Source organism: Conexibacter sp. SYSU D00693 (genome assembly GCF_017084525.1).
Classification (GTDB): domain Bacteria; phylum Actinomycetota; class Thermoleophilia; order Solirubrobacterales; family Solirubrobacteraceae; genus Baekduia.
On the sequence record NZ_CP070950.1, the window covers coordinates 1,740,396 to 1,766,601 of the forward strand.

The 26,206-nt window shown below is 76.0% G+C and carries 22 protein-coding genes; 7 read left to right on the plus strand and 15 right to left on the minus strand.

Annotation, left to right across the window (positions count from 1 at the left end):
- Nucleotides 1-201 precede the first annotated feature (201 nt).
- On the minus strand, nucleotides 202-3,270 hold the full coding sequence (locus tag JUB12_RS08695) for an EAL domain-containing protein (protein WP_205699226.1): 3,069 nt from the start codon (nucleotides 3,268-3,270) through the stop codon (nucleotides 202-204).
- Between the two features lie 268 nt (nucleotides 3,271-3,538).
- Between JUB12_RS08695 and JUB12_RS08700 the strand changes: the two genes are divergently transcribed.
- Nucleotides 3,539-4,891 carry an AarF/ABC1/UbiB kinase family protein gene (locus JUB12_RS08700; RefSeq protein WP_205699227.1) on the plus strand — a complete coding sequence of 451 codons (1,353 nt, stop codon included), beginning with the start codon at nucleotides 3,539-3,541 and terminating at the stop codon, nucleotides 4,889-4,891.
- Here the strand turns inward: JUB12_RS08700 and JUB12_RS08705 are convergent.
- The 3 genes from JUB12_RS08705 to JUB12_RS08715 all read right to left on the minus strand — a co-directional run bounded on the left by JUB12_RS08705 (nucleotide 4,888) and on the right by JUB12_RS08715 (nucleotide 8,106).
- The gene (locus JUB12_RS08705) at nucleotides 4,888-5,775 is read right to left on the minus strand and encodes a type IV toxin-antitoxin system AbiEi family antitoxin domain-containing protein (protein ID WP_371822297.1); all 888 of its coding nucleotides are present in this window, start codon (nucleotides 5,773-5,775) and stop codon (nucleotides 4,888-4,890) included. The two genes, JUB12_RS08700 and JUB12_RS08705, sit on opposite strands and share 4 nt — an antisense overlap.
- A gap of 133 nt (nucleotides 5,776-5,908) precedes the next feature.
- Nucleotides 5,909-7,327, minus strand: coding sequence for a 1,4-alpha-glucan branching protein domain-containing protein (locus JUB12_RS08710; RefSeq protein ID WP_205699229.1), 1,419 nt, complete (start codon nucleotides 7,325-7,327; stop codon nucleotides 5,909-5,911).
- Nucleotides 7,324-8,106, minus strand: coding sequence for a bifunctional 2-polyprenyl-6-hydroxyphenol methylase/3-demethylubiquinol 3-O-methyltransferase UbiG (locus tag JUB12_RS08715; protein WP_205699230.1), 783 nt, complete (start codon nucleotides 8,104-8,106; stop codon nucleotides 7,324-7,326). The genes JUB12_RS08710 and JUB12_RS08715 overlap by 4 nt, the downstream gene beginning before the upstream one ends.
- 56 nt (nucleotides 8,107-8,162) lie before the next feature.
- Between JUB12_RS08715 and JUB12_RS08720 the strand changes: the two genes are divergently transcribed.
- The gene (locus JUB12_RS08720) at nucleotides 8,163-9,074 is read left to right on the plus strand and encodes a class I SAM-dependent methyltransferase (protein ID WP_205699231.1); all 912 of its coding nucleotides are present in this window, start codon (nucleotides 8,163-8,165) and stop codon (nucleotides 9,072-9,074) included.
- On the opposite strand, the gene JUB12_RS08725 is transcribed toward JUB12_RS08720, so the two are convergent.
- The 3 genes from JUB12_RS08725 to JUB12_RS08735 all read right to left on the minus strand — a co-directional run bounded on the left by JUB12_RS08725 (nucleotide 9,052) and on the right by JUB12_RS08735 (nucleotide 11,698).
- The gene (locus tag JUB12_RS08725; RefSeq protein ID WP_256436573.1) at nucleotides 9,052-9,918 is read right to left on the minus strand and encodes an NAD(P)-dependent oxidoreductase; all 867 of its coding nucleotides are present in this window, start codon (nucleotides 9,916-9,918) and stop codon (nucleotides 9,052-9,054) included. The genes JUB12_RS08720 and JUB12_RS08725 overlap by 23 nt on opposite strands.
- Nucleotides 9,919-9,939: 21 nt before the next feature.
- The gene (locus tag JUB12_RS08730; RefSeq protein WP_205699233.1) at nucleotides 9,940-10,581 is read right to left on the minus strand and encodes an HAD-IA family hydrolase; all 642 of its coding nucleotides are present in this window, start codon (nucleotides 10,579-10,581) and stop codon (nucleotides 9,940-9,942) included.
- Between the two features lie 85 nt (nucleotides 10,582-10,666).
- Complete coding sequence (locus JUB12_RS08735) at nucleotides 10,667-11,698, minus strand: methyl-accepting chemotaxis protein (RefSeq protein WP_205699234.1); 1,032 nt, start codon at nucleotides 11,696-11,698, stop codon at nucleotides 10,667-10,669.
- Nucleotides 11,699-11,802: 104 nt separating this feature from the next.
- Here JUB12_RS08735 and JUB12_RS08740 point away from each other — a divergent pair, with 104 nt between their 5' ends.
- Nucleotides 11,803-12,429, plus strand: coding sequence for an LON peptidase substrate-binding domain-containing protein (locus JUB12_RS08740; protein ID WP_205699235.1), 627 nt, complete (start codon nucleotides 11,803-11,805; stop codon nucleotides 12,427-12,429).
- On the opposite strand, the gene JUB12_RS08745 is transcribed toward JUB12_RS08740, so the two are convergent.
- The 5 genes from JUB12_RS08745 to JUB12_RS08765 all read right to left on the minus strand — a co-directional run bounded on the left by JUB12_RS08745 (nucleotide 12,374) and on the right by JUB12_RS08765 (nucleotide 17,576).
- Nucleotides 12,374-13,288 (minus strand): DMT family transporter, encoded by a 915-nt coding sequence (locus tag JUB12_RS08745; protein ID WP_205699236.1) that lies wholly within the window; start codon nucleotides 13,286-13,288, stop codon nucleotides 12,374-12,376. The two genes, JUB12_RS08740 and JUB12_RS08745, sit on opposite strands and share 56 nt — an antisense overlap.
- A gap of 75 nt (nucleotides 13,289-13,363) precedes the next feature.
- Entirely contained in the window at nucleotides 13,364-13,825 is a 462-nt protein-coding gene (locus JUB12_RS08750; protein WP_205699237.1) for a hypothetical protein, read from the minus strand.
- On the minus strand, nucleotides 13,822-15,291 hold the full coding sequence (locus JUB12_RS08755) for a gamma-glutamyltransferase family protein (protein ID WP_205699238.1): 1,470 nt from the start codon (nucleotides 15,289-15,291) through the stop codon (nucleotides 13,822-13,824). The genes JUB12_RS08750 and JUB12_RS08755 overlap by 4 nt, the downstream gene beginning before the upstream one ends.
- 31 nt (nucleotides 15,292-15,322) lie before the next feature.
- The gene (gene ftsZ, locus JUB12_RS08760) at nucleotides 15,323-16,429 is read right to left on the minus strand and encodes a cell division protein FtsZ (RefSeq protein WP_371822326.1); all 1,107 of its coding nucleotides are present in this window, start codon (nucleotides 16,427-16,429) and stop codon (nucleotides 15,323-15,325) included.
- Nucleotides 16,430-16,808: 379 nt separating this feature from the next.
- The gene (locus JUB12_RS08765) at nucleotides 16,809-17,576 is read right to left on the minus strand and encodes a ParA family protein (RefSeq protein WP_241004468.1); all 768 of its coding nucleotides are present in this window, start codon (nucleotides 17,574-17,576) and stop codon (nucleotides 16,809-16,811) included.
- Between the two features lie 68 nt (nucleotides 17,577-17,644).
- Here JUB12_RS08765 and JUB12_RS08770 point away from each other — a divergent pair, with 68 nt between their 5' ends.
- Genes JUB12_RS08770 through JUB12_RS08785 form a run of 4 tightly spaced genes read left to right on the plus strand, consistent with a single transcriptional unit; the run spans nucleotide 17,645 to nucleotide 21,469 of the window.
- Entirely contained in the window at nucleotides 17,645-18,565 is a 921-nt protein-coding gene (locus JUB12_RS08770) for a cupin domain-containing protein (protein ID WP_205699241.1), read from the plus strand.
- Nucleotides 18,562-19,404, plus strand: coding sequence for a cupin domain-containing protein (locus tag JUB12_RS08775; protein ID WP_205699242.1), 843 nt, complete (start codon nucleotides 18,562-18,564; stop codon nucleotides 19,402-19,404). The genes JUB12_RS08770 and JUB12_RS08775 overlap by 4 nt, the downstream gene beginning before the upstream one ends.
- A complete protein-coding gene (locus JUB12_RS08780) occupies nucleotides 19,401-20,327 on the plus strand; it encodes an ArsA-related P-loop ATPase (RefSeq protein WP_205699243.1) in 927 nt (308 codons plus the stop codon). Before JUB12_RS08775 ends, JUB12_RS08780 begins: the two co-directional genes overlap by 4 nt.
- Complete coding sequence (locus JUB12_RS08785; RefSeq protein WP_205699244.1) at nucleotides 20,324-21,469, plus strand: ArsA-related P-loop ATPase; 1,146 nt, start codon at nucleotides 20,324-20,326, stop codon at nucleotides 21,467-21,469. The genes JUB12_RS08780 and JUB12_RS08785 overlap by 4 nt, the downstream gene beginning before the upstream one ends.
- 408 nt (nucleotides 21,470-21,877) lie before the next feature.
- Here the strand turns inward: JUB12_RS08785 and JUB12_RS08790 are convergent, their stop codons facing one another.
- From JUB12_RS08790 to JUB12_RS08800, 3 genes are all read right to left on the minus strand, one after another.
- Nucleotides 21,878-22,369 (minus strand): hypothetical protein, encoded by a 492-nt coding sequence (locus tag JUB12_RS08790; RefSeq protein ID WP_205699245.1) that lies wholly within the window; start codon nucleotides 22,367-22,369, stop codon nucleotides 21,878-21,880.
- Nucleotides 22,354-23,295: an amidohydrolase family protein gene (locus JUB12_RS08795; RefSeq protein WP_205699246.1), complete on the minus strand. Its 942-nt coding sequence runs from the start codon at nucleotides 23,293-23,295 to the stop codon at nucleotides 22,354-22,356. Before JUB12_RS08795 ends, JUB12_RS08790 begins: the two co-directional genes overlap by 16 nt.
- A 62-nt stretch (nucleotides 23,296-23,357) precedes the next feature.
- Complete coding sequence (locus JUB12_RS08800; RefSeq protein ID WP_205699247.1) at nucleotides 23,358-26,204, minus strand: ABC transporter substrate-binding protein; 2,847 nt, start codon at nucleotides 26,202-26,204, stop codon at nucleotides 23,358-23,360.
- Nucleotides 26,205-26,206: the final 2 nt, after the last annotated feature.

The following is a 26,206-nucleotide window of genomic DNA, read 5'->3' on the forward strand; positions in this document are numbered from 1 at the left end:
GCCGCCCGCGGATGGCCCGCATCCTGGGTCCCACGCCGGCGGCCTCCCCCCCCCCCCCCCCCCTCCGCCGGCACCCCCTTTCCACGACCTCCACGACCAGATGCTCAAGCACCTCCTCCACCCCTCCCGCATGACCGTCGGCGCCCTGGGCAGCCTCGCCGCCCTGCTCGTCGAGCCCGCCGCGGCCTTCGCGCCGCAGGTCTAGCGCTCGTCGTCCTCGAGGACGCCGCGCCGGACGAGCGCGGCCAGCCGCGCCAGGCCCGCCGCCTCCGCCTCGCCGCCGGCGACGTCGAGGAGCACCGGGCGCATCACCTGGCACAGCGCCTCGAGGACCGTCGCCGTCTCGACCAGCCGCGTCCCCGCGAAGCGGGCGATGCGGCGGTGCTGGCGGGTGGCCTCGCGCACCAGCGCGAAGTCGCCCGCCCCGGCCGCGACGGCGACCTGCTCCACCCACGTCTGCAGCGCCCGGCTGCCGGCGTCGGTGACGTACCAGCCGGCGCCTTGGCCGTGCTCGAAGGCCGAGCGGACGGCGAGCTCGACCAGCCGGTCGCGCCGCTCGACGAGCGCGGCCGCCAGCGCCGGCAGCGCCGACTCGGGCGGCCGCGGCGCGCGCAGCTGCGCCCCGGGGGCACCGCCGTCGGCCAGCTGCGCCACGTCGCTGGCACGGAACCGGCGGTGGCCGCCGGCGGTGCGGACCGCGGGCAGCCGGCCCTGGTCGGCCCAGCGTCGGGCGGTGTTGTCGGACACGCCGAGGCGGACCGCCGCCTCGCCGAGGGTGATGGTCGCGCCCCGCACCGGCACCGCGCGCTCTCGCGCCTCGGGCAGGCCGTGGGCGAGGACGTCGTCGACCTGCGCCTCCGGGAGCGGCCGGGCGAAGAGGAAGCCCTGCACGAGGCTGGCGCCCAGCGCGCGCACCACCTCCAGCTGCGAGGTCGTCTCGACGCCCTCCACGACGAGGACGACGCCGAGCGCGCGGCTCATGCGCACCATCGCGTCGACGATCGCGACGGCCTGCGGGTCCTCCGGCAGGCCGCGGACGAACGAGCGGTCGAGCTTCAGGCACGAGACCGGCAGCGCGTGGAGGCTCCCGAACGACGAGAAGCCGGTGCCGAAGTCGTCGATGGTGAGCGGGATGCCGGCGTCCTCGATCTCGCGCAGCATGCCGCCGGCGTGGTCGAAGGCCTCGCGCTCGGTGATCTCGAGCAGGATCGAGGTGGGCGGCACGCCGTGGTGGTCGAGCAGCGCCCGCAGCCGCGAGCAGAAGTCGCGCTGGGCGAGCTGCTGAGGGGCGACGTTGACCCCGACGACGGGGATGGCGCCGTGCTCGGCCCGCCACGCGGCGACGCGCTCGACCACGCGTTCGAGGACCCACCAGCCGAGCGGGACGATGAGCGCGCTGCGCTCCGCGAGCGGGATGAAGCGCCCGGGCGAGACGTCCCCGCGCTGGGGGTGGTGCCAGCGGGCCAGCGCCTCGAGCCCCGCCACCGAGCCGTCGTCGGTCTGCACCACGGGCTGGAAGGCGAGCGACAGCCCGCCGCCGGCGATGGCGCGGCGCAGGTCGCGCTCGAGGGCGGCGTCGTCGGCCAGGGCGGCGCGGGCGGCGTCGTCGAAGACGACGGTGACGCCGCGGCCCGCGTCCTTGGCGGAGGTGAGGGCGGCGCGCGCCTCGCGCAGGAGGTCCTCGACGGTCGCGTCGGCCTCCAGGGCGAGCACGGCGCCGGCGGTCGCCCCGAGCGTGACCTCGGTGCCGCCGAGGTCGACCGGCTCGGCCACGGCCCGCCGCAGCGCCTCGCCGGCGTCGTGCGCGGCGACCGGCGTCGCGACGCCCGGGAGGAAGACGGCGAAGTCGTCACCGCCGCTGCGCGCCACCACGACGGGCCCGTCGGGCGCGATCTCGTGGGCGGCGCGGCACAGGCGGGCGGCGGCGCCGGTCAGCAGGTCGTCCGCCGCGGCGGTGCCGAAGGCGTCGTTGACGGCCTTGAAGCGGTCGAGGTCGAGCACGAGGACCGCGCCGGTCGCGCCGTCCTGCAGGGCGGCGGCGACGTCGCCGGCGAACGCGCCGGCGGTGCGCAGGCCAGTGAGCGCGTCGGTGCTCACCCGGTGCTCGAGCGAGGCCAGCGAGCGCCGGCGCTCCGTCGCGTCGTTCGTGTGCAGCAGGATCTCGCGCGGCGCGCCGCAGGCGTCTCGCAGGATCGAGCTGGCGATGGCGACCCACCGCTCGCCGCCCTGCGCGTCGGGCGCGCGCAGGCGCAGCTCGTCGCGGAGGTGGTCGAGCTCGCCGGCGACCAGGCGCTCGAGGTTGGCCTGTGCGCGCCGCAGGTCGTCCGGGTGGACGAGGCGCCCGACGTCCTTGCCGGTCAGCGCGTCCTGCGGCTCGCCGGCGAGGGCGGCGAACGCGGCGTTGGCGCGGGTCACGCGCCCGGCCATGTCCAGCAGCGCCGCGCCGATCGGCGAGCCGTCGAACGCCGCCTCCAGGCGCTGGCGGGTGTGGCGCAGGACGGTGTCCTTGCGCCGCTCCTCCGTCCGGTCGTGGACGGTGCCGCGCAGGCGCGCGACGCGACCGTCGGGCGTCGTGTCGGTGACGGCGCGGATGTGGACGATCCGCTCGCCGTCCTCGCGTGGCACGCGGACCTCGCAGTCGACCGGCGCCCCCGTGGCGGTGGAGCGCTCCAGGGCGGCCTCGAAGATCGGGCGGTCCTCGGGGTGCAGCGCCTCGACGGCCGAGCCCCGGCAGGGGACGAAGGTCCCGGGGTCGACCCCGGCGATGCGGTGCAGCTCGTCCGACCACCAGGCGACGTCGGTGTCGGGCTCCCACTCCCAGCTGCCCAGGCCGGCGAGCTGCTCGGCGGCGCGCAGGCGCGCGGTGTGGTCCTCGGCGGCGTCGGCTGCGCGGGAGAGCGCCGTGACGTCGTGGAAGGCCACGGCCCATCCGCGGGCGTCGTCGGCGAGCGCGAGCGGGCGCACCATGCGCTGCAGGACGCGGCCGTCGCGCAGGCGCAGGACGTCCTCGAAGGCGCCGCCGGGCACGCAGCGCAGGCGGTTGGCCGTGGCGCGCAGCTGCCCGACGTCCTCCACCAGCGGTTCGAGCAGGGCGGTGACGTCCTCGCGCCGGGCGCCCTCGACGCCGTCCGGCGCGGCGCCCACGAGCGCGCAGAACGCCCGGTTGGCGCCGAGCACGGTGCCGCGCGCGTCGAGCATGTACGCCGGCACGGGGGCGGCCGCGAGGAAGGTGCGCAGGAGCGGGATGCCGACTGGGTGGTCGGCGAGCACTCCGCTTGGTGCGCCGTGGGACGGCGCCGTGGGACGTGGGGCTGCGGGCATGCCTCGGGGGACCGACGCCTCACCGCGGTGGGTCCGCCGTGCTGCGCGTGTCCTGTCGGGGGTGGGGAGGGACGGCGTCCGCCGAGCGCCTGGGTGGCGCGGGCGTCCGCGGGTCTGGCATCGGCACTGGCGCGGCGCCGCTCGCGCCCCGATGTCAGCGGATGAACGCGAGTCAGTGGTGGCGGGTGGGGGCGACCCCCACTAGGCTCGGCGCGCGATGAGCCCGCGACTGCCCACGGGACGGATCCGGCGGACCGCCGCGGTGGGCGGCGCGCTCGGCGCCGGCGGTGCCGCGGTCGCCAAGGCGCGACTGCGCGGCGACGACGAGGCCGAGGCCCACCTCGAGGCCGCCGAGCGGATGGTCAAGACGCTCGGGACGCTGCGCGGCGCGGCGATGAAGATCGCCCAGCTCGCGTCCTTCGTCGACGTCGACCTCCTGCCCGACGAGTACCGGGCCATCTACCAGGACCAGCTCGCGGCCCTGCGCGACAGCGCGCCGCCGATGGAGTGGTCCCGGGTGAAGGAGGTCCTCGAGGAGGCGTGGGGCGAGGCGCCCGAGCGCGTGCTGGAGGACCTCGAGCACGACGCGCGGGCCGCCGCCTCGATCGGCCAGGTCCACCGCGGCGTGCTGCCCGACGGCCGCGCCGTCGCGGTCAAGGTCCAGTACCCGGACGTCGCGCGGGCGCTGGCGGCCGACATGCAGAACGCCGGCCTGCTCATGCGCATGGCCAAGGCGCTGGCCCCGGGGCTCGACGCGAAGTCCGCCGCCGCGGAGCTCAAGGAGCGCGTGCTCGAGGAGCTCGACTACGAGCTCGAGGCCCAGAAGCAGCGCCAGTTCGCCCGCGCGTACCGCGGCCACCCGTTCGTCGTGGTCCCGGACGTCCACACCTCCCTGTCGGCCGAGCGCGTGCTGGTCACCGAGTGGGTCGAGGACGGGATCGGCTTCGAGGAGATCCGCACGACCTGGAGCCAGGAGGACAAGGACCGCTTCGGCGAGGTCGTCTTCCGCTTCCACCTGGGCTCGCTGCACCACATCCGCCACTTCAACGCCGACGCGCACCCGGGCAACTACCTCGCGCTGGGCGACGGCCGGGTCGCGTTCCTGGACTTCGGGATGACCAAGCACCTCGACCAGGCCCAGATCGACCTCGAGGTCCTCGCCATCCGCGCCGCCCTCGACGACGACCCCGAGGGCCTGCGCAAGGCGCTGGACGACATCGGCTACCTGCGCAAGGCCGAGCGCCTCGACGCCGAACTCCTCATGGCCCACACGCGCGCCGTGGGCGGCTGGTACCTGGAGGACACCGAGGTCACGATCGACGCCCGTCGCGTCATGAAGGCGATCGCCGCGATCTCCGACCCGCGCTCGAAGTACGCCGCGATCCGCCGCTCCCAGAACCTCCCCGCCGACGAGCTCATGGGCCAGCGCATGCTCCTCGGGGTCCTGGGCGTCCTCGGCCGGCTCGAGGCGACGCGCAACTGGTGCGCGATCGGGCGCGAGTGGTGGTTCGGCGAGGAGCCGGCCACCGAGCTCGGCGTGGCCGAGCGGGCGTTCTTCGCGGGGCGCTAGGGGGCGGCCAGCGCCGCGCGAGGCGCGGCGATGACGTTGGCGGGCTGGTCGTGGACCTGCGCGTGGGTGATGCGGATCGTGCGCCAGCCCTTGGTGGCGGCGGTGAGGTCGCGGTCGTGGTCGCGCTGCCACTGGCGCTGGTTGCCGTGGAAGGTCCAGCTGTCGGCCTCGACCAGGAGCTGGCGGTCGGGCCAGGCGAGGTCGGCGTGGTGGCGGTCGCTCAGGGCGTACTGCGGCGTGGGGGCCGGGAGCCCGGCGTGCTCGCAGAGGGTCTTGAGGGCGGACTCCAGCGCGGAGTGCTCGCGGTCGGCGAGGCGCTGCAGCAGGGCAGTGAGGGAGGCCGCGCCCTTGCGTCCTTGGAGGGGCTGGCGGCGCAGGCGGTCGACGTCGAGGACCTTGCGGTGCAGGGCCTCGTGGGCGACGTCCAGGACCCGCCACTGGTCGAGGGTCTCGGCGAGGTCGACGATCGTGCGGGTCGGGGTGGTGGTGCGGATCCCCGATCTGGACATGACGTCCCCGGGCGGGAGGTCGCGCGGGCGGTGGACCACGATGCCCTGTCGCGGCTTGAGCGATGAGGTCTTGGAGATCTCGACGTCGATCGTGCGGTCCCTGATGAGGCCGTGCAGGGCGGCGGCCGAGACGTGGCTGAGGACCCCGCCGGTGGCGAGCGTCGCCGCCAGCCAGCGCGCGTGCGGGCTCAGACGAGCATCGACGGAGAACACCCCGTCGTGCACGCGGTGCAGCCAGCCGGTGCGCAGCGCGTGGGCGATCGCTCCGCGACCCCACCCGAGCCCGAGCAGCTGTCGGCGCGTGACCAGCCCGAACTGGCGATCCAGCAGAGGTGCGATCCCTCTTGCATCCACTACATGCACGAGGCAGATCACCTCCCAACTTCGCCCCCCTCCGCACCCCGAGACCGCCCCGCGAACCCGGCGACGGACGCGACCTTCCCCTCCTCAGTGCGAACCAGCGCGCGCTTCGCACCCCGCCCAACGCCCGAGCGGCACGCCACGACGCCTACGGCTCCAGCAACCACCCCGGCTCGACCCACGGCGCCAGCCCCCGCACGCGCGGGTCGCAGCCACCCGGCGCCGCCAGCGCCGCGTCCAGCGCGCGCCGGTGTCCAGCGGCTCGCTCGCGCGGGTACGGGCCGGCGGTGTCGCGCGTGACCTGGAAGGCCCAGTCGCTGGACTGCAGCGCCAGGAGCTCCCGCACCGCGCGCTCGTCGGCGTCCGCACCGGCGGCGAGGACGCGCAGCTCGGCGTCGCGCAGGTCGAAGGCGAGGTCGGCGACCTGCGGGCCGCTCCAGGTCGAGAGGTCCCGGGGCTGGCCCCACGTGGTGGGTCGCGCCGGGGCGGCGTCGGGGCCGGCGGTCTCGAGGGCCGGGTCGGCGAGGGCGTCGTCGAGGCGGACGACCTCCAGGCCGGTGCACGCCGCCTCCTCGAGGACGAAGCGCAGCCAGTGCACGCCCTCGTACCACCAGTCGCCCAGGAGCTCGGTGTCCAGGGCGCAGACGGAGAGGCCTCCCGCGCGCACGCGCTCGCGCACGCGCGCGACGAAGTCCCGGGCGTCGGCGCGGGCCTGCTCGAGCGCGCGGTCGGGGTCGTAGACCGCGCCGTCGTTGGCCCATGGCTTGTGGTGGTGGACCGTGCGGTTGTGGCTGTCGCGGTACGCGGCGCCCGCCGGGTAGCCGCCGTCGCTCCACGGCAGCTCGAGGACGAGCCGGTCGATCGGGACGAGCAGCGGACCGTCCTGCGTGCGGACCGGGCGCAGGTGCTCCTCGGCGCCCAGCCCGAAGACGTCGGTGAGGTCGACGCAGGTGGCGTGGACGCCGGCCTGCTCGAGCAGGGCGTCGAGCCACGGCGCGTGGGCGCACTCGGGCAGCCAGAGGCCGCCCGCCCAGGCCGGACCGCCCGCCGCCTCGACCCGCGCGCGGTGCGCCGCGATCCCCGTGCGCAGCTGCAGCCGCACGCCGGCGTCGGTCGCCACGAGCGGCAGGACCGCGTGCGTCGCGCCGCTCGTCCAGGCCGCGTGGCGGTGCAGGGCCGCGCCGAGCCCGCCGTCGCCCAGCTCCTCCAGGCGCGCGGCGGCCCAGCGGTAGTCGCCCGCCGCCCGCTCGACCTCGACCGCGAGGTCCTCGCGGCCCGTCTCGCGACAGCCGGCGGCGTCGAGCTCGTGCGTCGTCACCCGCAGCTCGCGCAGGAAGGCCAGCAGCCGCTCGTGGACGCCGGGGGCCGCGAGCTGGTCGCCGAGCACCGGCGTGACCGACAGCGTCACGGGCGCGCCGGCGTCGAGGAGGTCGAGCAGCGGGAGGTAGCTCGTCGCAGCGGCCTCGAAGAGCCACTCCTCGCCGAAGGGCCACGTCCCGAAGCCCTCGACGTAGGGCATGTGGGAGTGCAGGACGACCGCGAGGCGCCCCTCGGCGCGCCCGCTCACGGGCGACAGACGGCGAGGACGTCGAGCGCGCCCTCGAGCGGGCGGTCGGCCGTGAGCGTGAAGTCCGACGTGGCGATCGCCGGGGTGAACCAGTCGTAGAAGCGCTTCGTGAGTCCGAGCTTCGCGTGGACGGTGTCCCAGCCCAGCCGCTCGATGGCGAACTGGTGCCAGGCGAGCTTGCGCGCGTGGAACAGCCCGAGGAGCTCGACCGAGGAGAAGTGCGCCTCGCACAGCGCCCGGAACTCCTCCGGGCGGTACTCCTTGACGTGCCACGGGTTGCCCGACTTCTCCGCGCCCTCCGGCGCGAGCGTCAGCACGTTGGGCGTCGAGACGTACACGGCACCGCCGTCGCTGCCGGCCACCAGGGCCTTGAACCGCTCGAGGACCTCGTCGGGGTTCTGGACGTGCTCGATCGTCTGGAGGAACACGACCGCGTCGCAGCGCTCGTCGAAGGTCTCGACGAGGTCGCGGGCGAAGCGCAGGCCGTCGCGCGAGTAGCGCAGCCGCGCGTGCTCGTGGGCCTCCGGGTTGGCGTCGACGCCGACGACCTCGGAGGCCGTGCGCGCCAGCACGTCGGAGCCGTAGCCCTCGCCGCAGGCCATGTCGACGACCTTCTGGCCACCGACCCGCCCGGCGATCCAGTCGTAGACCACGAGGTGCCGGCGGAACCAGTAGTTCTCCTCCGGCACGTCGGGCAGCGTGCGCTCGCCGGTGAGGGCGAGCGGGGGCACGCCCTCGGGCTGGTCGCGCTGCAGGTAGAGCTGCTCGGCCTCGGCCATCGGGGCGCAGGACGCTAGCGATCGCCCGGGGGAACGCGTCGGTACCCTGCCCCGCCATGACGGCCCCGGCCACGGCGGAGGAGATCCGCGACGTCAACACCCGCTACCACGACGGCGCGGCAGCGAGCTACGACGCCAAGTGGGGCATCGACTGGGGCCAGATCGGGCGCACGCAGGTGCTCGGCAAGGTGCGCAAGGCGCTCGGCGGCCAGCTCGGCCACTTCCCGCGCTCGCTCGAGATCGGTGCCGGGACCGGCTACTTCTCGCTGCACCTCCTGCAGGCCGGCATCGTCGGCCAGGCCACGGCGACCGACATCTCGCCGGGCATGGTCAGCGTCCTCGAGGGCAACGCGGCGCGGCTGGGCCTCGACGTCGAGACCGCGGTGTGCGACGCGGAGCGCCTGCCCTTCCCCGACGAGAGCTTCGACCTCGTGCTCGGCCACGCCGTCCTGCACCACCTCCCCCACCTCGACCAGGCCTTCAGCGAGTTCCTCCGGGTCCTGCGTCCCGGCGGGCGGGTCGTGTTCGCGGGCGAGCCCTCGCGCGTGGGTGACCGCATCGCCGACGTCCCCAAGCGCGCCGCCGCCCGCGTCGCGCCGGTGTGGCGCGCCGCGATGCGCGCCGAGCCCGCCGAGGAGGGCCACAGCGACGGCGGCGCCGAGAACCACCAGCTCGAGTCGCAGGTCGACGTCCACGCCTTCGTCCCCGACGACCTCGCGCGCTGGCCGCGCGAGGCGGGCTTCGCCGACGTCAAGGTGCGCGGCGAGGAGCTGCTGGCCAACTGGTTCGGCTGGGCCAACCGCGCGCTCGAGTCGACCGCCGACCCCGAGACCGTCCCCTTCGCCTGGAAGCTGTACGCGTACCGCGGCTACATCGGCCTGCAGCACGTCGACCGGCTGCTGCTCGAGCCGCGCCTCCCGCCGGCCATCTTCTACAACCTGATGGTCAGCGCGACGAAGGCCGGCTGACCTCGAAGACCGCCGCGAGGTCGGCGTCGCCGAGGCCCTGGTCCACGGCGCGCGAGAAGCGCTCGCGCATCGCCGGGGCGAGGCCGAGGTCGACGTCGTGCAGGTGCGCGGCGCGCAGCAGGAGGTCGACGTCCTTGAGGGCGTGGCGCAGCGGGAAGGCGACCGGGAGGTCGCGGTCGAGCATCCCCGGGCCCTTGAGGTGCGCGTAGCCGAGGTCGAGCGGGCCGCCGTCGATCGCCTCGAGGAAGGTGTGGCCGTCGAGCCCCAGGCCCTCGGCCAGCGCGAGCGTCTCGGCGAGCCCGTTGACCACGAGGGCGACCCAGTGGTTGGCGACGAGCTTGAGCCGCGTGCCGGTGCCCGCGCCGCCGAGGCGCATCGTCCTGGACCCGCACGCGTCGAACAGCGGCTGCGCGCGGTCCAGCGCCTCGTCCGCGCCCGAGGCGAGGACGACGAGCGAGCCCTGCTCGGCCGGCGCCTTCGTCCCGAGCACCGGCGCGTCGACGAACGTCGCACCGCGCTGCGCCGCCAGCTCGGCCAGCGCCTGGGTGGCCTCCATGCCGACGGTCGACGCCTGCCACCAGAGCTTGCCCGCGAGCCCGGGGCCCGTCGCGTCGGCCACCGCCTCGACCGCGGCGCCGTCGGTGAGCATGGTCATCACGGCGTCGACGCCGTGCAGCGCGCCCACCGGGTCGTCGGCCACCGTCGCGCCGTCGGGCTCGAGGGCGCGGGCCTTCTCGGCCGTCCGGTTCCACACCACGACCTCGTGCCCGGCCCGCAGGAGGTTGCGGGCCATGGGCGCACCCATGATCCCCGTGCCCAGGACGGCGACGCGCATCGCGCTCAAGCTCCCCGCCGCGGACGCGGTCTACACGATCTCCCGCACGGCCTCCAGGACGGTCGCGGCCCGCACGTCGGGCTCGGGGACCGTCGGCATGAGCGGCCCGTCGCCGCGCTCCACCCACGCCGTCCGGTAGCCGGCGCGCCGGGCGCCCGTGACGTCCCACCAGTGGGCGGCGACGAACCAGCTGGTCTCGGGCTCGGGCCCGATCGTGTACGCCTTGGGCGACGGCTTGTAGGCGCGCACCGCGTCGACGCCCGCGACCTCGTCGACGAGGAAGAGCAGGTCGGCCGCGTCGAGTGCGCTGCGGGCCGCGACGGCCGCCGAGTTCGTCACGACGACGACGCGCAGGCCCGCGTCGCGCACGTGCTGCAGCGCCGGTGCGGCGTCCGCGAACGGCGGCAGCGCCTTCGCGCGCTCCATCGCCTCGGGGACCTTCGCCGGGTCGAGCCCCGCGAGCTCGGCCTGGCGCGCCAGCGCGCCCTGCAGCAGGTCGGGCAGCGGCCGGAAGCCTCCGTGGAGCGTGTCGACCCACGCGAGGCCCAGCGCGTCGGCGAGCGCCCGGCGGCCGAAGCCCTCGGGGGCGCCGCCGTTCCAGGGCTCGGCCAGCGCCGCCGGGTCGAGCAGCGTGCCGTTCAGGTCGAAGGCCACGGCCTGGACGTTCGGCATCAGGTGGCCGGTACCCGGCGCGGGCGAACCGTCTCAGCGGATGGTCACGCATCGGCGCAGCGCCTGCGCCGGGGCGGCGTGTGACCTACGCGACGTCCTTGCGGCGCTGCACGAGCACGCCGTACCAGCCGAGGCCGGCGTAGGTCTCGTAGCCGGGGGTGTGGGCGAAGCCGACGATCCGGTCGCGCTCGCCGTAGAAGCCGCTCTCGCGCCCGTCGGTCGCGATCCGGAAGCGCTCCTCGAGGATGCCCTGGCCGTCGGAGGCCGCGAGGACGAGCCCGTCGGCGTCGACGAGCATCGCCCGCGTGCGCTCGCGCTCCTCGTCGCTGAGGCGCAGCCCCTCGACGATGCCCTGCGCCTGCGGGCCCCAGTCGAAGAAGATCCCCAGGGCGCCGATCGGCTCGCCGCGCGACTCGCCACCGGCGCGGACCGCGGTCGCGTACGTCGCGACGGGGGCGTCGGCGAGCGCCGGCAGGCGGGTGATGTCGTCGACGACGTAGGCGTCGCCGTCCGGGGTCGCCATCGCGCGCTGGAACCACGAGGCGTCCGCGACGCTCGAGCCCGCGACGCCGGGATGGCGGTCGGGCCGGCCGTGGGCGATGACCGTCCCGTCGCGGTCGGCGACCCAGAGGTCGACGTAGACCGTGTAGGCGGCGAGGATGACGCCCAGGCGCCGGGAGGCGTGCTGGGCGCGGACGGCGTCCTGCGGGTCGGCGCAGGCGTCGACCATCGCCGAGTCCGTCGCCCACCAGCGCACGTCGCAGGAGCGCTCGTAGAGGTTGCGGTCGATGAGCTCCACGGCGTTGAGGGCCAGGTCGGCGGCACGCTGGCCGGGGACCTGCTCGACCAGGTGGCGACCGAGCGCGTCGATCTCCTCGACACGCGGCGTGAGCTCCTCGGTCAGGCCGGACGACAGCTCGCGCACGTGCCGGGCGACGTCGCCCACCTCCTCGGCCACGACGGCGAACGCGGCGCCGCGGTCGCCGGCGTGCGCCGCCTGGATGCGCGCGTTGATCGCCAGCATCTGCGTCCGGTCGGCCACGTCCTCGATGGCCTGCAGCTTCTCGGTGGCCAGACCGCTCACCTCGGTGGCGAGCTGGACGACGCGCTGGGGCATCAGGGTGCCATCGGTCGCCGCCGCTCGTCGCCGAGGGCCTCTGCGACGACCGGCGGTCAGGACGGCGCGCGCACGTCCGCAGGAGGACCGTAGACTCGGCCGCGATGCCGGAGCGCCTGCAGCGCGACTTCCCGCTGTTCCCCCTCGGCCTCGTCGCGCTCCCCCACGAGCTGGTCCCCCTCCACGTCTTCGAGGAGCGCTACAAGGCGATGATCGCGCTGTGCCTGGAGCAGGAGCGCGAGTTCGGCATCGTCCTCGTGGACGGCGAGGGCCAGCGCGAGGTGGGCTGCGCGCTCGTGGTCGACGAGGTCCTCGAGCGCCACGAGGATGGGCGGATGGACATCGTCTGCCGCGGCACCCGCCCGTTCCGCCTGGTCGAGGAGCGTCCCGACCGCGCGTGGCCCAGCGGGACGGTCGAGTTCCTCGAGGACAAGGCCGAGGAGCCCCACGAGCCGACGCGCGACGCCGCCCACGAGGCCTACGGCGAGCTCGTCGAGCAGGCGACGGACAAGGTCCTCGAGCCCGGCGACCTCGCGGTGCTCGACGCCTACGCGATGGCGGCGACCGTCGACTTCGGCCTCGAGGCCAAGCAGGGGCTGCTGGCGCTGCGCTCGGAGAACGCGCGGCTGCGGCTGGTGACACGGCTGTTCCGCGCCGCCCTCAAGCGGCTGGACTTCATCGAGCGCGCGCAGGCGCGGGCGCGCTCGAACGGGAAGGTCCGCTTCGGCTGACGCCGCCGCCCGCCGCCAGCCACGAGCCCAGCAGGACGAGCACCAGGCCGATGAGGACGCCGGCCGTGAGCGGCTCGTCGAGCAGCACCACCCCGTAGGCGACCGCGAACGCCGGCGCCACGTAGGCGACCAGCGACGCGCGCGCCGGGCCGTACTCGGCGATGAGCGTGTAGAAGGCGTAGAAGGCCACGCCGGTCCCGCCCGCGCCGAGGACGACCATCGAGGCGATCGCGTCGGCGTGCGGCGCCGTGTCCGGGAGCGAGACCAGCGCCGCGGGGAGCCACAGCCCGGCGCTGACGACCATGGTCGAGGCGGCGACGCCGACGGCCGGGACGCCGGCGAAGCGCCGCTTGACGAGCAGGACGGCGAACGCGTAGCTCAGGGCGGCGCCGACCACCATCGCCCCGCCGGCCAGCGCCTCGGCGTCGCCGCTGAGGTCCGCGCCGAAGAGGGCGCCTACGCCGACGATCCCCACGACGATGCCGACGAGCGCCATGCCGTGGCTGGACTCGTCGGGTGCCAGGAACGGCGCGATCATCGCCAGGAAGACGGGCGCGCTGGCCACGAGGACGCCCGCCAGCCCCGAGTCGATCCACCGCTCGCCCCAGGTGATGAGCCCGAACGGGATGACGACCTGCAGGAGCGCCAGCGCGACGGTCGAGCCCCGGCGCTCGAGGAGCGCCGGCAGCGCCCCGGCGCGCAGGCCGAGCGGCACGAGCACGATCGCCCCGAGCGCGGTGCGCACGAAGATGATCACCGGCTCGCTGAGGCCGTCCTCGAGGCCGACCTTGATGAAGAGGTACGACGCGCCCCAGAGCGCCGCGGCGATCGCGAAGAGTCCGAGGGCGCGGCGGGGCACGCCTCGATCCTCTCAGCGCGCAGCCATCGGCGGAAGCACGAGTTCGTGCCACCAGCCATCAGCGCCGCTGATGGCTCAGCGCGGCAGGCCGCAGGGCCCGCGGGCGACGTCGCGTGTGAGCTTGACGAACCGCGGGAGGACGTCGCCGGGGCCGGTGGAGGTGTCGGCGAAGCTGATCGTCCCGTCCTCCGAGCGCACCCGATAGCTGAAGATCGTGCGCAGGCCGCCGGCGCCGTCGGGCTTGGCGCCCGCGCGGAAGCCGTCGTCGGCCAGCCCGCGGTCGCCCTCCTCCTTCGGGTCCCCGTCGAGCTCGCGCTGCAGCTCGCGCGCCTCGAGCAGCTGCGCGCTGGAGACCTCCCGGCGCTCGCCGCCGTTGCAGTACGCGCCGCCGTCGTCGGTGAGGCGCAGCTCGAGCCGCGCGCCGGGGACGCTGCCCGAGCGCTCCACGACGAAGAGGTCGGCCGGGGGGCCGCCCTCGCCGCAGCCCGCAGCGACCATGGCGGCGGCGAGGGCCGCGCCGAGCGCCCGGCGGCTCACGCGACCACCACCGCGCCGCCGCGTCGCGGGTCGCCCGCGCCGGTCAGCCGGCCGGTCCGCGGGTCGCGCCCCACCGCCTGCACGCCGCCGAAGAAGAGGTTGGGCGCCGCGAACTCCACGACCTCACGGCGGCCGAGGCCCGCCAGGTCGAGCCCGGGCTCCGCGAAGACGACCCCGTCCTCGACGTGCAGCCGGGGCGCGGTCACGGCGTCGGACGTCTCGCGCCCGTGGTCGACGACGCCCACGACCGTCTGGAGGATCGCGGAGCGGATGCGGTTGGAGCCGGCGGAGCCCAGGACGAGCTGCACGCCGCCGTCGGGGGCCGCCGGGTCGGTGAGGACGGTCGGGGCCATCATCGACGGCATCCGGCGGCCGGGCGGAGCGACGAAGAAGCCCTGCGGGTTGAGGTCCTCCTCCCCCATGACGTTGTTCACGTGGATGCCCGTGCCGGGGACGACGACCCCCGAGCCCTCGCCGTTCGTGCACGTCACCGCGCAGGCGCGACCTGCCCCGTCGACGACGGAGACGTGCGTGGTCGAGCCGAGGTTCGCCGCGAGGAAGCGCTCGAGGAAGCCGGGCTCGGCGAGCCCCTCGTCGAACGCCGCCGTCCGCGCCCGCTGCACGTCCTCCATCGCGGCCACGAGGTCGGCGGGGCGCGGCGGGCCGTCGGTGCGGTCCAGCGCGGCGAACGCCAGCGCGAGGAGGATGCCGCCGGCCGACGGCGGCGGGTTGAGCAGGACCTCGCGCCCGCGGTAGCCCACGCGGGCGGGCTCGCGCGCCTGCGCCCGGTAGCCGGCGAGGTCCGCCGCGGTCAGCGTCCCGCCGCGCGACTGGACCGCCTCGACCGTCGCTGCCGCGAGGTCGCCGGTGAGGAACGGCGCCGCGCCCTCGGCGCCGAAGCGCTCCAGCGTGTCCGCCAGCTCGGGGCTCTCGAAGCGCTCCCCCTCGCGCAGGACCTCGCCACCCGGCGCGAAGACCGCCCGCGCCTCGGGCGTCGAGACGAGGATCGCGGCGAGGATCTCGAAGACGTAGGCCTGCTGGGCGTTGAGCACGACGCCGGCGCGGGCGAGCTCGACCGCGGGCGCCGCGAGGTCGCGCAGCGGGAAGGTCCCCCACCGGCGCGCCGCCTCCTCCAGGCCGGCCGGGCAGCCCGGTACCCCGCACGACGACGCCCCCACGTGGAACGGCTGCACCGCCGAGCCGAACGAGACCTCGACGGTCGTGAGCGGCGCGCGTTCGCCGCCGCTCGGCGCGGCGACGAAGAAGTCCAGCAGGGCCGGCGCGATCCCCGGGCCGGCGACCATGAGGTAGCCGCCGGCACCCGGGCCGGTGAGCAGCGGCTCGCACGCCCAGGACGCCAGGCACGCCGCGATCGCCGCGTCGACGGCCGTCCCGCCCGCGCGCAGCACGTCGGCGCCCACGGCGGCCGTGGTCGGGTGCCCGGCGGCGACGACGCCCGCGCTCATCGGGCGTCAGCCTCGCACGCGCAGGCCGGCGTCAGCGTCGCGGCAGGAACTCGGGCACGTCGAGCTCGTCGACGCCGAGCCCACCACGGCGCGGCGCGGGCGCGCCGACGCGCGGCGGCGTGCGGCGCTCGACCCGCGGCTCGCCGGCGGGCTCCTCGATCCGCCGGCGCTGGGACGCGCGGACGTCCGAGTAGCGGGTGGCGACGACCGTGACCCACACCTGCTCGCCGAGGTCCTCGTCGACCATCGCGCCGAAGATGATGTTCGCGTCCGGGTGAGCGGCCTCGGCGACGGCCTTGGCCGCCTCGTTGACCTCCCACAGCGACAGCGACGTGCCGCCGGTGATGGACAGCAGGATCGACTTGGCGCCCTCGACGCTCGTCTCCAGCAGCGGGGAGCTGACGGCCTGCTGGGCGGCCTCGACCGCGCGGTCCTCGCCGGTGCCCATGCCGATGCCCAGGAGCGCCGGGCCGGCGTCGGACATGATCGTCCGCACGTCCGCGAAGTCGAGGTTGATGATGCCCGGCAGGGTCACGAGGTCGGAGATGCCCTGGACGCCCTGGCGCAGGACGTCGTCCGCGACCCGGAAGGCCTCGACCATCGACGTGCCCTTCTCGAGCACGCTCAGCAGCCGGTTGTTCGGCACGACGATGAGGGTGTCGACCTCCTCCGCCAGCGCCTGGACGCCCTGGTCGGCGGCCAGCGAGCGGCGGGTGCCCTCGAAGCCGAACGGCTTGGTGACGATGCCGACGGTCAGCGCGCCGATCTCGCGGGCGATGCGCGCGACGACCGGGGCGGCGCCCGTGCCCGTCCCGCCGCCGGCCCCGGCGGCGATGAAGACCATGTCGCTGCCCTTGAGCAGCGCCTTGACCTTGTCGTACTCCTCCATCGCGGCCTGGCGGCCCAGCTCCGGGTTGGAGCCGGCGCCCAGCCCGCGGGTGACGTGCGGGCCGATGTGCAGCGTGATGTCCGCGGTCGAGGACTGCAGCGACTGCAGGTCGGTGTTGACGGCGAGGAACTCGACGCCGCCGACGCCCGCCTCGACCATGCGGTTGACCGCGTTGACGCCGGCGCCGCCGACGCCGACGACGCGCAGGACGGGCTGGCCGGCGACCGGGTCGGCGGGGGTCGAGAACAGCGCGTCGCCGCGGGCGTACGGGTCCGAGGAGGGCGTGCGCGAGGGCCTCGGCTGCGGCTCGCGGGCGACCGGCGCGAGGACGTCGTCCGGCGTCTCGCTGGAGAAGGCGTGGCGCAGGCGGTCCTGCGGCGAGGGCACGGCGGGCGTCGTGTCGGCGGTGGGCGGCGCCGGCGCGCCCAGCGACGGGTGCGGGTACTCGCGCTCAGGCGCGGGGGTCGGCTCCTGCCCCCCACCGGGCCCGGGCTGCTGGCGCGCGGCCGGCGTCGCCGGCTCGGGCGCCTTCGCGGCCTCGTCGTCGCGCGGCTCGAGGCCGAGCTCCTCGGTCTTGCGGAACAGGGCCGCCAGCGGGCCCTCGGAGCGCATGCTCGCGCGCTTGTTGCTAGCCATGGGCCAGGAGCTCCTTCGCCAGGTCGCGGTACGACTGGGCGGCCATCCCGTCCGGGTCGTACTTGAGGACGGACATGCCCTTCACGGGGGCCTCCGCGAACCTGATCGTCTTCTTGATGCGCGAGGCGAAGACGCGGTCGCCGAAGTTCTCCTCGAGGATCTCGATCGCCTCCTTGGCGTGGACGGTCCTCGTGTCCATGAGCGTGGGCAGGATGCCCTCGATCTCGACGTCCGGGTTGAGGTTCTCCCGGATCATCTGGAGCGTGTTCTGGAGCTGGATGAGCCCCCGCATGGACAGATACTCGCACTGCACGGGGACGATGACCTTGTCCGCGGCCGTCAGGGCGTTGATCGTGAGCAGCCCGAGGCTCGGCGGCGTGTCGATGCAGATGAAGTCGTAGTCGCCCAGGATCGGCTTGAACGCCTTCTCGAGCGAGCGCTCGCGGCCGATCTGCGCGGACATCGCGATCTCGGCGCCGGCGAGGTCGATCGAGGCGCAGGCGACGTCGACCTCGCGCTTGCGGATCACCTGCCGGATCGGCATGTGGTGGACGAGGACGTCGTACATCGACTCCTCGAGGGCGTCGGGGTCGATGCCCTGGGACATCGTCAGGTTCCCCTGGGGGTCCATGTCGACGCAGAGCACCCGGGCGCCGCGCTCAGCGAAGGCGACGGCCAGGTTCAGCGTCGTGGTGGTCTTGGCGACGCCGCCCTTCTGGTTGGCGAACGCGATGACCTTCGCGCGGCTCTCGGTCTCCACGGCGTGCCCTTTCGCCGGCAGACGTCGGTCTCCTGCACGTCTGCGCGGTCGCATAGCGTGCGCGGCGGATGGCACATCCGCACGTGATCCACTGGGACGACGTCGAGGCCGAGGTGCTCGACGTCGGCGAGCTGCGTGGCGCGTGGCGCGATCTCGGGACCGCCGCGGGCTCGTTCCGCGTCGGCGTGCAGCGCGCGCAGGTGCGCCCGGGCGCGCGGTCCACGCCGGTCCACGTCCACGGTGAGGAGGAGGAGCTCTTCTTCGTCCTCGGCGGGTCCGGGCTGCTGTGGCAGGACGGCGCGACCTGCGCGATCGGCGCGGGCGACGCGCTGTGCTTCCGCATCCACGAGGAGCCGCACACGCTCGTCGCGGGCGACGACGGGCTCGACGTGCTCGCGTTCGGGCTGCGCCACGGGTCGGACCCCACGTGGCTGCCGCACGCCGGCGTCGTGCGCGTCGGCCCGCACTGGATCCCCGCCGACCTCGAGCACCCGTACGCGGCCGAGGTCGCCGCGGGACCGCTCGAGGTGCCGCTGCCCGGCGACCGTCCGCCGAACGTCATCGCGCTCGGCGACGTGCCGCCCTCCGACGTCCAGCGCGGACCGACGAACCTGCGCCGCCACGACCTCGGGACGGCGCTGGGCTCCGAGCTGTCCGGGATCAAGCACCTGCGTGTCGCGGCCGGCGCGCGCGGGATGCCCCACCACTGGCACAGCGCCGAGGAGGAGCTCTTCGTCGTGCTGTCGGGCGACGGGTGGGTCCGGCTCGGCGACGAGCTCGTGCCCGTGCGCGAGGGCACAGTGGTGGCGCGGCCGCCGGCGACGGGCGTCGCGCACTCGTTCCACGCGGGCGAGCGCGGGCTCGAGCTGCTCGCCTACGGCTCGCGGCGCCCTGAGGACGTCTGCTTCTACCCCGACTCGCAGAAGCTCGGGATCGGCCCCGTGCGCTTCCGCATCGAGCAGGTCGACTACTGGGACGGCGAGGAGTGAGCGCCCACGTCGTCCACGTCGCCGACGTGCCGGCGCGCGAGATCGACACGGGCGAGCTGCGCTCGCGGCGGCGGCGCATCGGACCGGCGCTGGGCACGGCGCGCGCCCAGGTCTCGCTCTGGGAGGTCGCGCCGGGCGCGCGCTCCACGCCGCCCCACGTGCACGCCGACGAGGAGGAGCTCCACCTCGTCCTGCGCGGCTCGGGGCTGTCGTGGCAGGACGGCGCGACGTGCGAGGTCCGCGCGGGGGACGTCCTGCTGCACCGCTGCGACGCCGAGGCCCACACGCTCGTCGCGGGCGACGAGGGGCTCGACGTGCTCGCGTTCGCGGAGGGGTCACGGACGTCGCTCACGTGGATGCCGCGCACGAGGATGATGTGGGCGGCCAAGCGCTGGCTGCCGGCCGACGGGCGCCACCCCTTCGCGGCGGACGCCGAGCTCGCGCCGCTCGAGGTCCCGGCGCCGGGCGAGCGGTTCGCGGGCGTGGCTGCGCTGGCCGACCTCGGCGCGGTGGCCGGCGAGACCACGCGCATCGAGCTCGTCCGGCTCGAGCCGGGGGCGACCGACGGGCCGCGGCGCTGCCACAGCGTCGCGGAGGTCCTGGCGGTGGTGCTCGAGGGCGACGGCGAGGTGGTCCTCGGCGACGAGCGCGTGCCGGTGCGCCGTGGCAGCCTCGTCGCCCGGCCCCCCGGCACCGGCGTGGCCCACGCGTTCTGCGCGGGGTCGTCGGGGCTGTCGCTGGCGGTGTGGTGGACGACGCCGCCGGGCGACGCGGTCCTGCTGGCCGACGAGGGCGAGCTGCGCCTGCCGGGCCTGGGTGTCACGCTGCCGCTGCCGTGAGCCTGGACGAGCTCCTCTCGCACCCGCTCGTCGTCGTCACCGGGAAGGGCGGGACCGGCAAGTCGACCGTCGCCGCCGCCCTCGGCCTGGCCGCCGCGCGGCGTGGACGGCGGACGATCGTGGCGGAGGTCGCCCGGCGCGACGACGTCTCGCGCGCGCTGGCGGGCGCGTCCGGCGGGCGGGCGTTCGTCGAGCGGACCCTCGCCGACGGGCTGGCCCACATCTCGATCGACCCGCAGTCGGCCATGGACGAGTACCTCGACGACCAGCTGCCCGGACCGCTGGCGGAGCTCCTGTCGGGCTCGCGGGTGTTCGGCCTGCTCGCCGCGGCGACGCCGGGGATGCGCGAGCTGCTGACCGTCGGCAAGGTCTGGGAGCTCGCGCAGGCGCAGCGGCGCACGCGCGGCGGCGAGCCGTACGACCTCGTCGTGCTCGACGCGCCCGCGACCGGCCACGGCGTGGCGGTCCTCACCGCCCCGCGGACGTTCGCCGAGGCGGCGCGCGTCGGTCCCGTCGCGCGGCAGGGCCGTACGATCCACGAGATGCTCGCCGACCCCGCGCGGACCGCGGTCGTCGCGGTCGCCCGCGCGGAGGAGATGCCCGTCAACGAGACCCTCGCCCTGCGCGAGGCGCTCGGGCGCGAGATGGGCCTGCCGCTGGCGCGGGCGGTCGTCAACGGCGTGCTGCCGGCGCGCTTCAGCGCCGCCGACGCCACGCGCGTCGCCGAGGGGCTGGCGCCGTCGTCGCACGCGCGGCGGGCGGCGCTCGCGGGGGCCGCGCGGTCGCGGGCCCAGCGGGCGCAGGTCGCGCGCCTGCGCCGCGGGCTGGGCGCCGTGCCGGTGCAGACCCTCCCCCACCTCTTCGTGCCCGAGGTCGGCGCCGCGGAGCTCGAGCGGCTGTCGAAGGAGCTCGAGCGCCGGTGAGCGTCGCGGAGCGCCTCGAGGGCCGGCGCGTCGTCATCTGCGCCGGCTCGGGCGGCGTGGGCAAGACGACGACGTCGGCGGCGATCGCCCTCGGCCTGGCCGCGCAGGGCCTGCGCGTCGCGGTGGTGACGATCGACCCGGCCAAGCGCCTGGCCAACGCCCTGGGCCTCGACGAGCTGGGCAACGAGCCGGCGCTCGTGGAGCCCTCGCGCTTCGCCGGCCACGGCCTCGAGGTCCCGGGCGAGCTGTGGGCGATGATGCTCGACGCCAAGCGCACGTTCGACGAGCTCATCGAGCGCCTGTCCCCCGACCAGGCCGCCCGCGACGAGATCCTCGGCAACCGGATCTACCAGGAGCTGTCCAGCGCGGTCGCCGGGTCCCAGGAGTTCACCGCGATCGCCAAGCTCCACGAGCTGTGGACGAGCGACCGCTTCGACGCGATCGTCCTCGACACCCCGCCGTCGCGCAACGCGCTGGACTTCCTCGACGCGCCCGACCGGCTCACGGGCTTCTTCGAGGGCCGCGCGCTGCGCCTCTTCCTCGCCCCCAGCGGCTTCGCGGCGAAGGTCATGGGCCGCGGGACGAGCGTCGTCTTCAGCGTCTTCAAGCGCGTCACCGGCGTCGACCTGCTGCAGGACCTCAGCGTCTTCTTCAAGGCGCTCAGCGGCGTCATCGACGGCTTCCGCGAGCGCGCCGCCGGCGTCAAGGCCCTCCTCGCCGACCCCGCCACGACCTTCCTCATCGTCACCTCCCCGGAGCGCGAGCCCGTCGAGGAGGCGATCTTCTTCCGCGGCCGCCTGCGCGAGGCCGGGATGCCCTTCGGCGGCCTCGTCGTCAACCGCGTCCACCCCCTCGCCGGCGACGACGACGAGCCCTCGGTCGACGAGGTCGCGGCCCAGCTCGGCGGCGACGAGGCGCTCGCGGGGAAGGTCGTCAAGACCCTCGAGGAGTTCCGCGTCCTCGCCCGCCGCGACGAGGCGGCGGTCGAGCGGCTCAAGCACGAGGTCGGCGACGAGGACCCCGTGCTGGTCCCGCACCTGGACGGCGACGTCCACGACGTCGACGGGCTCGTGGCGGTCCACCGGTACCTCTTCGCCTCCGACGACGAGCGCGACGGGTTGCTGGCGGACGCGGCGTTCTAGCGGACGGGCGGGAGCTCCGCTCGGGCGCTCGCGGGTGGGCGCGGCGTTCGCCGTCTGGCATTGAGGGAGGGGGACCGACCGGCGCTCGCGAGGCGCCAGCGGGGGCCCCGGGGCCGTGACCCTGTCATCGCCGGCGTGGGAGACCGGAGATCGCAGGGTCAGCGTCGACGGGCCGCGAGCCTGGGGGGTTGAGGTCCTGCCAGGCCCCGAGCCCCAGGGTCACGCGTCCCGGGCATCCGTTGGCGGATCTTCCGCCTGGAGAGCGGAGGATCCGCCATTCGATGCCTGCGCCAGTGGCGGAGCACCACCCACCGCCGGAACCACCACGACCGCCCGCGGAGAGGCGCGGGCGGCCGTGGTTGCCCTCCGTCGAGCCGACGGGATCGGCTCCGGAGCTTCGAAGGGGCGCTACGCGGCCGCCGCCAACCCCACCGGCTCGAGCGGAGCCTCGGCGTCGCGCGAGTGGCGCAGGAGCGTCCCCTCCTCGCCGACCTCGTAGGAGCCGACGCGCGCGAGCGGCGGGGAGTAGGCGTGGATGGTCGTCGCCGGGCCGCCGCCGCCGTGACGGACGCGGTGGATCGCGGTGCGCGGGACGCTCACGGCGTCGCCGCGGCCGTAGCGCCGGATGACCGGGCCGCCGAGGGCGAAGCGCTCCTCGACGACGAGGCCCTCGACGACGGCGATCGCCGCGGCGGCGTCGTCGTGGTCGTGCCAGCCTGTGTCGTGGCCGTCCATCCAGCCGATGACGTAGACCTCGCAGCGCGCGTCGCGGTGCAGGAGCGCGTAGCTGCGCTCGGCCGGGTCGTGCGTGACGTGGGGGCGCCAGGCCGCGGCGTCGGCGGCGTGGGTGCGCACGAGCGCGTCGAGCTCGTCGCGGGTCAGGCTCAGGCGGGGATCCATGCGGCTCCAAGCAGTCGGGCGGGGTTCTCACGGCGGGCCAGCGAGGCGGCGCCATCGCCGAGCGCGGCGGCGACCGGGTCCGGGCCCTCCAGGCCCGCCACCGGGTGGTCGCTGCCGTGCACGAGGGCGCCGGAGCCCACGGCACACGCGAGGGCGCGGACCGCCCGCGGCCCGTAGGACGAGGTGTCGTAGAAGCAGCGCGGGTCGTCGAGCGCTGCGTCGAGGGCGGCGCCTCGCTGGGCGGCGCGCTCGGCGTGCAGCGGCGCCAGGCCCGCGAGCAGCGCGAAGACGACGCGCAGCTCCGGCAGGGCAGGACGCACGACGGCGTGGAAGGCGTGCCACGCCGCGTGCTGGCCGGCGACGTAGCCGGTCGTCGACGCCCACCAGGACGGGTCCCCCGGGCTGCCTGCGGCGGGGCCCGGGTGGACGAAGAGCGGTGCGCCGCGCTCGGCGAGCAGCGCGAGGACCGGCAACGCGGCCTCGGCCGAGGCAGGGGTGGCCAGGGCGCCGGCCGGAAGGCACAGGCCGGCGGCCCCCTCGCCGAGCGCGGCACGCAGGAGCGTCAGCTGGCCGTCCTGCGCTGCTGCAGTGGGGAGGGCCGCCCACCAGCCCAGCTCGGCGGGGAGCCCCGCCGCTGCGCTGGTCCAGGCGGCGACCGCCAGCTCGGCCTCCTCCCCGGGCAGTGCCTCGACCCCGACGGGCGAGCTGAGCGCGACGAGCGCCCGGTCCAGCCCGGCGGCCCTCACGGCCGCGGCACGCCGGTCGCGGTCGTGGTCGGCGGAGGTCACCCGGAACGTCGGCTCACCAGGGAGCTCGACGTCCCACCCGCCGTCCCGCCAGCGCGTCCGCGGCGCGGTCCCCCGGCCCTCGAGGAGCGCCAGGACCTCCTCCGGCCACAGGTGCTGGTGGGTGTCGACCGTGTCCACGTGGTCCACTGTAGCGCATTCTGGACAAACCCGGTCGAGTTTATGGCCTTTATGTCCGGGGGTCACCCCTCGAGCGGTGGGACCGGCGTGCCCACGGGCGGCCCGAGCGGGCGCACGGAGGCGTTGATCCACGCGCCGTCCGTGAACCACGAGCCCGTGTAGCGCATGCCGCCGGCCGATGGCGGGACGAGGTTCGTCGACAGGAACTGGCCCGCCAGGGCGAGCATCGCCGGCGACCCGACGCCCGGAGCCGAGGAGTGCCACGGGGCCAGCAGCGCGTCGGTGAAGACGTCCGGGTCGCGCAGCCGGTCGCGGATCGCCGAGCCCTCCAGGTCGCCCTTGAGCGCCGCGCGCAGCGCGAGACCCGTGACGTAGCCGCGCAGCCCGTCGAGCGACGGGCGCTCGCCCGGCCACAGGACCGGCAGCGTCCGCACGAACGCCAGCGCGTCGGCGGTCTGGGTCGAGACCTCGCTCACGCCCTGCAGGACGCCCAGGCGTCCCAGCGTCCGGAGGCGGTCGATCGTCCGCTCGGCCAGGACCCGCTCGCTCCCCAGGAACGGCGCGGGCGGGAACGTCCGCTCCGTCTTGCGGCCGAGGCGCTCGAGCGCGGTCAGCGCCGGATTACGTCCTGCCGGCGCGTCGAGGACGAGGCCCAGCGTCCGCCGCCGGTCGAGCAGGTGCTCGAGCTGCGCGTCGGTCTTGCCCGCCCACCAGCGGTCGGGGATCGCCGCCGTGGCGACGCCGGTGCCCTCGAGCCCCGCCTCGAGCCCGGCCAGCAGCCGCCGGCCGATCGCGTCCTGGGCCACGGCGGTGCGCAGCGTCGCCACGCCCGGCGCCGCGGCGCCCGCGCCGAGCACGCGCTCCTTGAGGTACTGCGCCAGCGCGAAGCCCTGGGCGTACGGGTCGGCCGCGAGGCGGAAGACGCCCCCGCCCGCCAGCGGCTCGACCCCCGGGTCGCCGACGACCGCCGGGACGCCGGCGGCCTGGGCCTGGCGGATGCCGCCCGCGGCGCCCGCGCCGCAGCCGGCGACGGCGACGGGCCCGTGCGCGGCGAGCGCGGCCTTGGCGATGCGGGCCGACCGCGCGGGGTCGCCCCCGTCGTCGAGCGCGAGGGTCGCGAGCTTCGTGCCGTCGTCGACGCCGCCCTCGGCGTTCACGCGGCCGATCGCGACCTGCAGGCCCTGGACGTTCGCGCGGCAGCGCGCGGCGCCCGGGCCGCTGAGGTCGGCGAGGACCAGCAGCTCCTCCGGGTCGGCTCCCGGCGCGCGCGGGACGCCGACGGGCAGGCCGACCGGCGCCGCCGCGCGGCGGCCGTCGGCCGACACGTACGCGTACCACTGGCCCTCGGCCGGGAGGTCGACCGTCGTCGACCACGTCCCGCCCTCGCCGCGACGCAGCTCGACGTCCAGCTGCTGCGTCGAGCACGCGCAGTTCAGCCGCACCGTGACCGCGCGCGGCTCGCGTGCCGGCGGGCGGCCGACGACCGTCAGCGTGTTGGTCCCGGTGCGCCCCGGCGAGAGCGCGACCTGCGCCTCGGTGCCGCTGAGCAGCGCCGTCCCGAACGCCGGACCCGGCAGGAGCGTGCCCTCCTGTGCAGGCAGCGGACGCCCGCGGCCCTGCGAGAGGCCGCCGAGGACCGCCGCCAGCGCGACGACCGCGAGGACGCCGATGACCTCGAGGCGCAGCAGCCGCGGCCGCGGAGCCCCGGTGGCCCCGGCGTCCGTCGCCCGCGCCCGGCGCCACGCCACGAAGCCCGCCAGGGCCACGAGCGCGACGAGGACCGACTTGACGATGACGATGCGCCCGTAGTCCGACCAGCGCAGGAAGTACCAGCGGTCGACCTCGCGCACGGCGGCGAGGACACCGGTGACGACCGCGATGCCCAGCGACGTCGCGGCCAGCGGCGCGAACGCGCGAGCGCCGGCGCCGAGCTTCGCCACGCCGGAGCGGGCGAGCAGCAGGAGCGCGAGCAGGCCGCCGAGCCACAGGCCTGCGGTCAGGACGTGCGCGGCCTGCGCGACGAGCTCGAGCGCCCCGACGTCGGCCAGCGCGTGGCCCGACAGCGCGTAGGTCAGCAGGACGCCGACGGCCAGGCCGGCGAACAGGCCGTCCCGCCGGCGCGTCGCCAGCCGCCCGGCGCTGAGCGCCAGCAGCAGCGAGCCCCCGACCACGACGGCGCCGCGCACGAGCTGCGCGCGCCCCGTGGACGAGTCGGCCAGCAGCCCCAGGTCGAGGCCGTCGCCGGCGCTCGTCGTCGCGCCGGCGAGGACGCCCTCGCTGGCGGCCAGGCCGACGAGGAGCCAGGCGGGCACGAGCAGCGGCCGTGCGCGCTCGGCGAGGTCCTCGAGGGCGTCGCTGCCGCGGCGCCGCAGGGCGGCCAGCAGCGCGACGGCGCCGAGGAGGAAGGAGGCGGCGATGATGCCGAGCCAGTCGGCGACCACGTCCAGGACCGACTCGCCGGAGACGTCCTCGCCTCCGCGGCCGCCCGAGCTCGCGGCACCGAGGCGCTCGGCCCCGGGCGGGAGGGCGCCGTCCTTGCCGGCGACGCCGAAGCTGAAGGTGCCGCCCACGAGGTGGCCGTCGTCGCCGAGGACCTTCCAGCGGACGTCGTAGACGGCGGAGGCCAGCCGGCGCAGCGGGCGGACGGACAGGGCGGAGCCGCCGTCCTCGGCGCTGACCTTCGAGACGGGGACACGCCGGCCGCGCGGGCCGGTGACGACGACCTCGGAGCCGCGCGGGACGACGGGCTCGGCCAGCACGAGCCGGATGGCCTCCGGCGAGCGCGGCGTGATGAGGCCGGGCGACGGGGCCGCCTGGCGGAGGAGGGGATGCGCGACCGCGGCCGCCGGCCCGGTGCCCAGGAGGGCACCGAGCGCGACGGCCGCGACCACGAGGGTCCGGCGGAGCACGA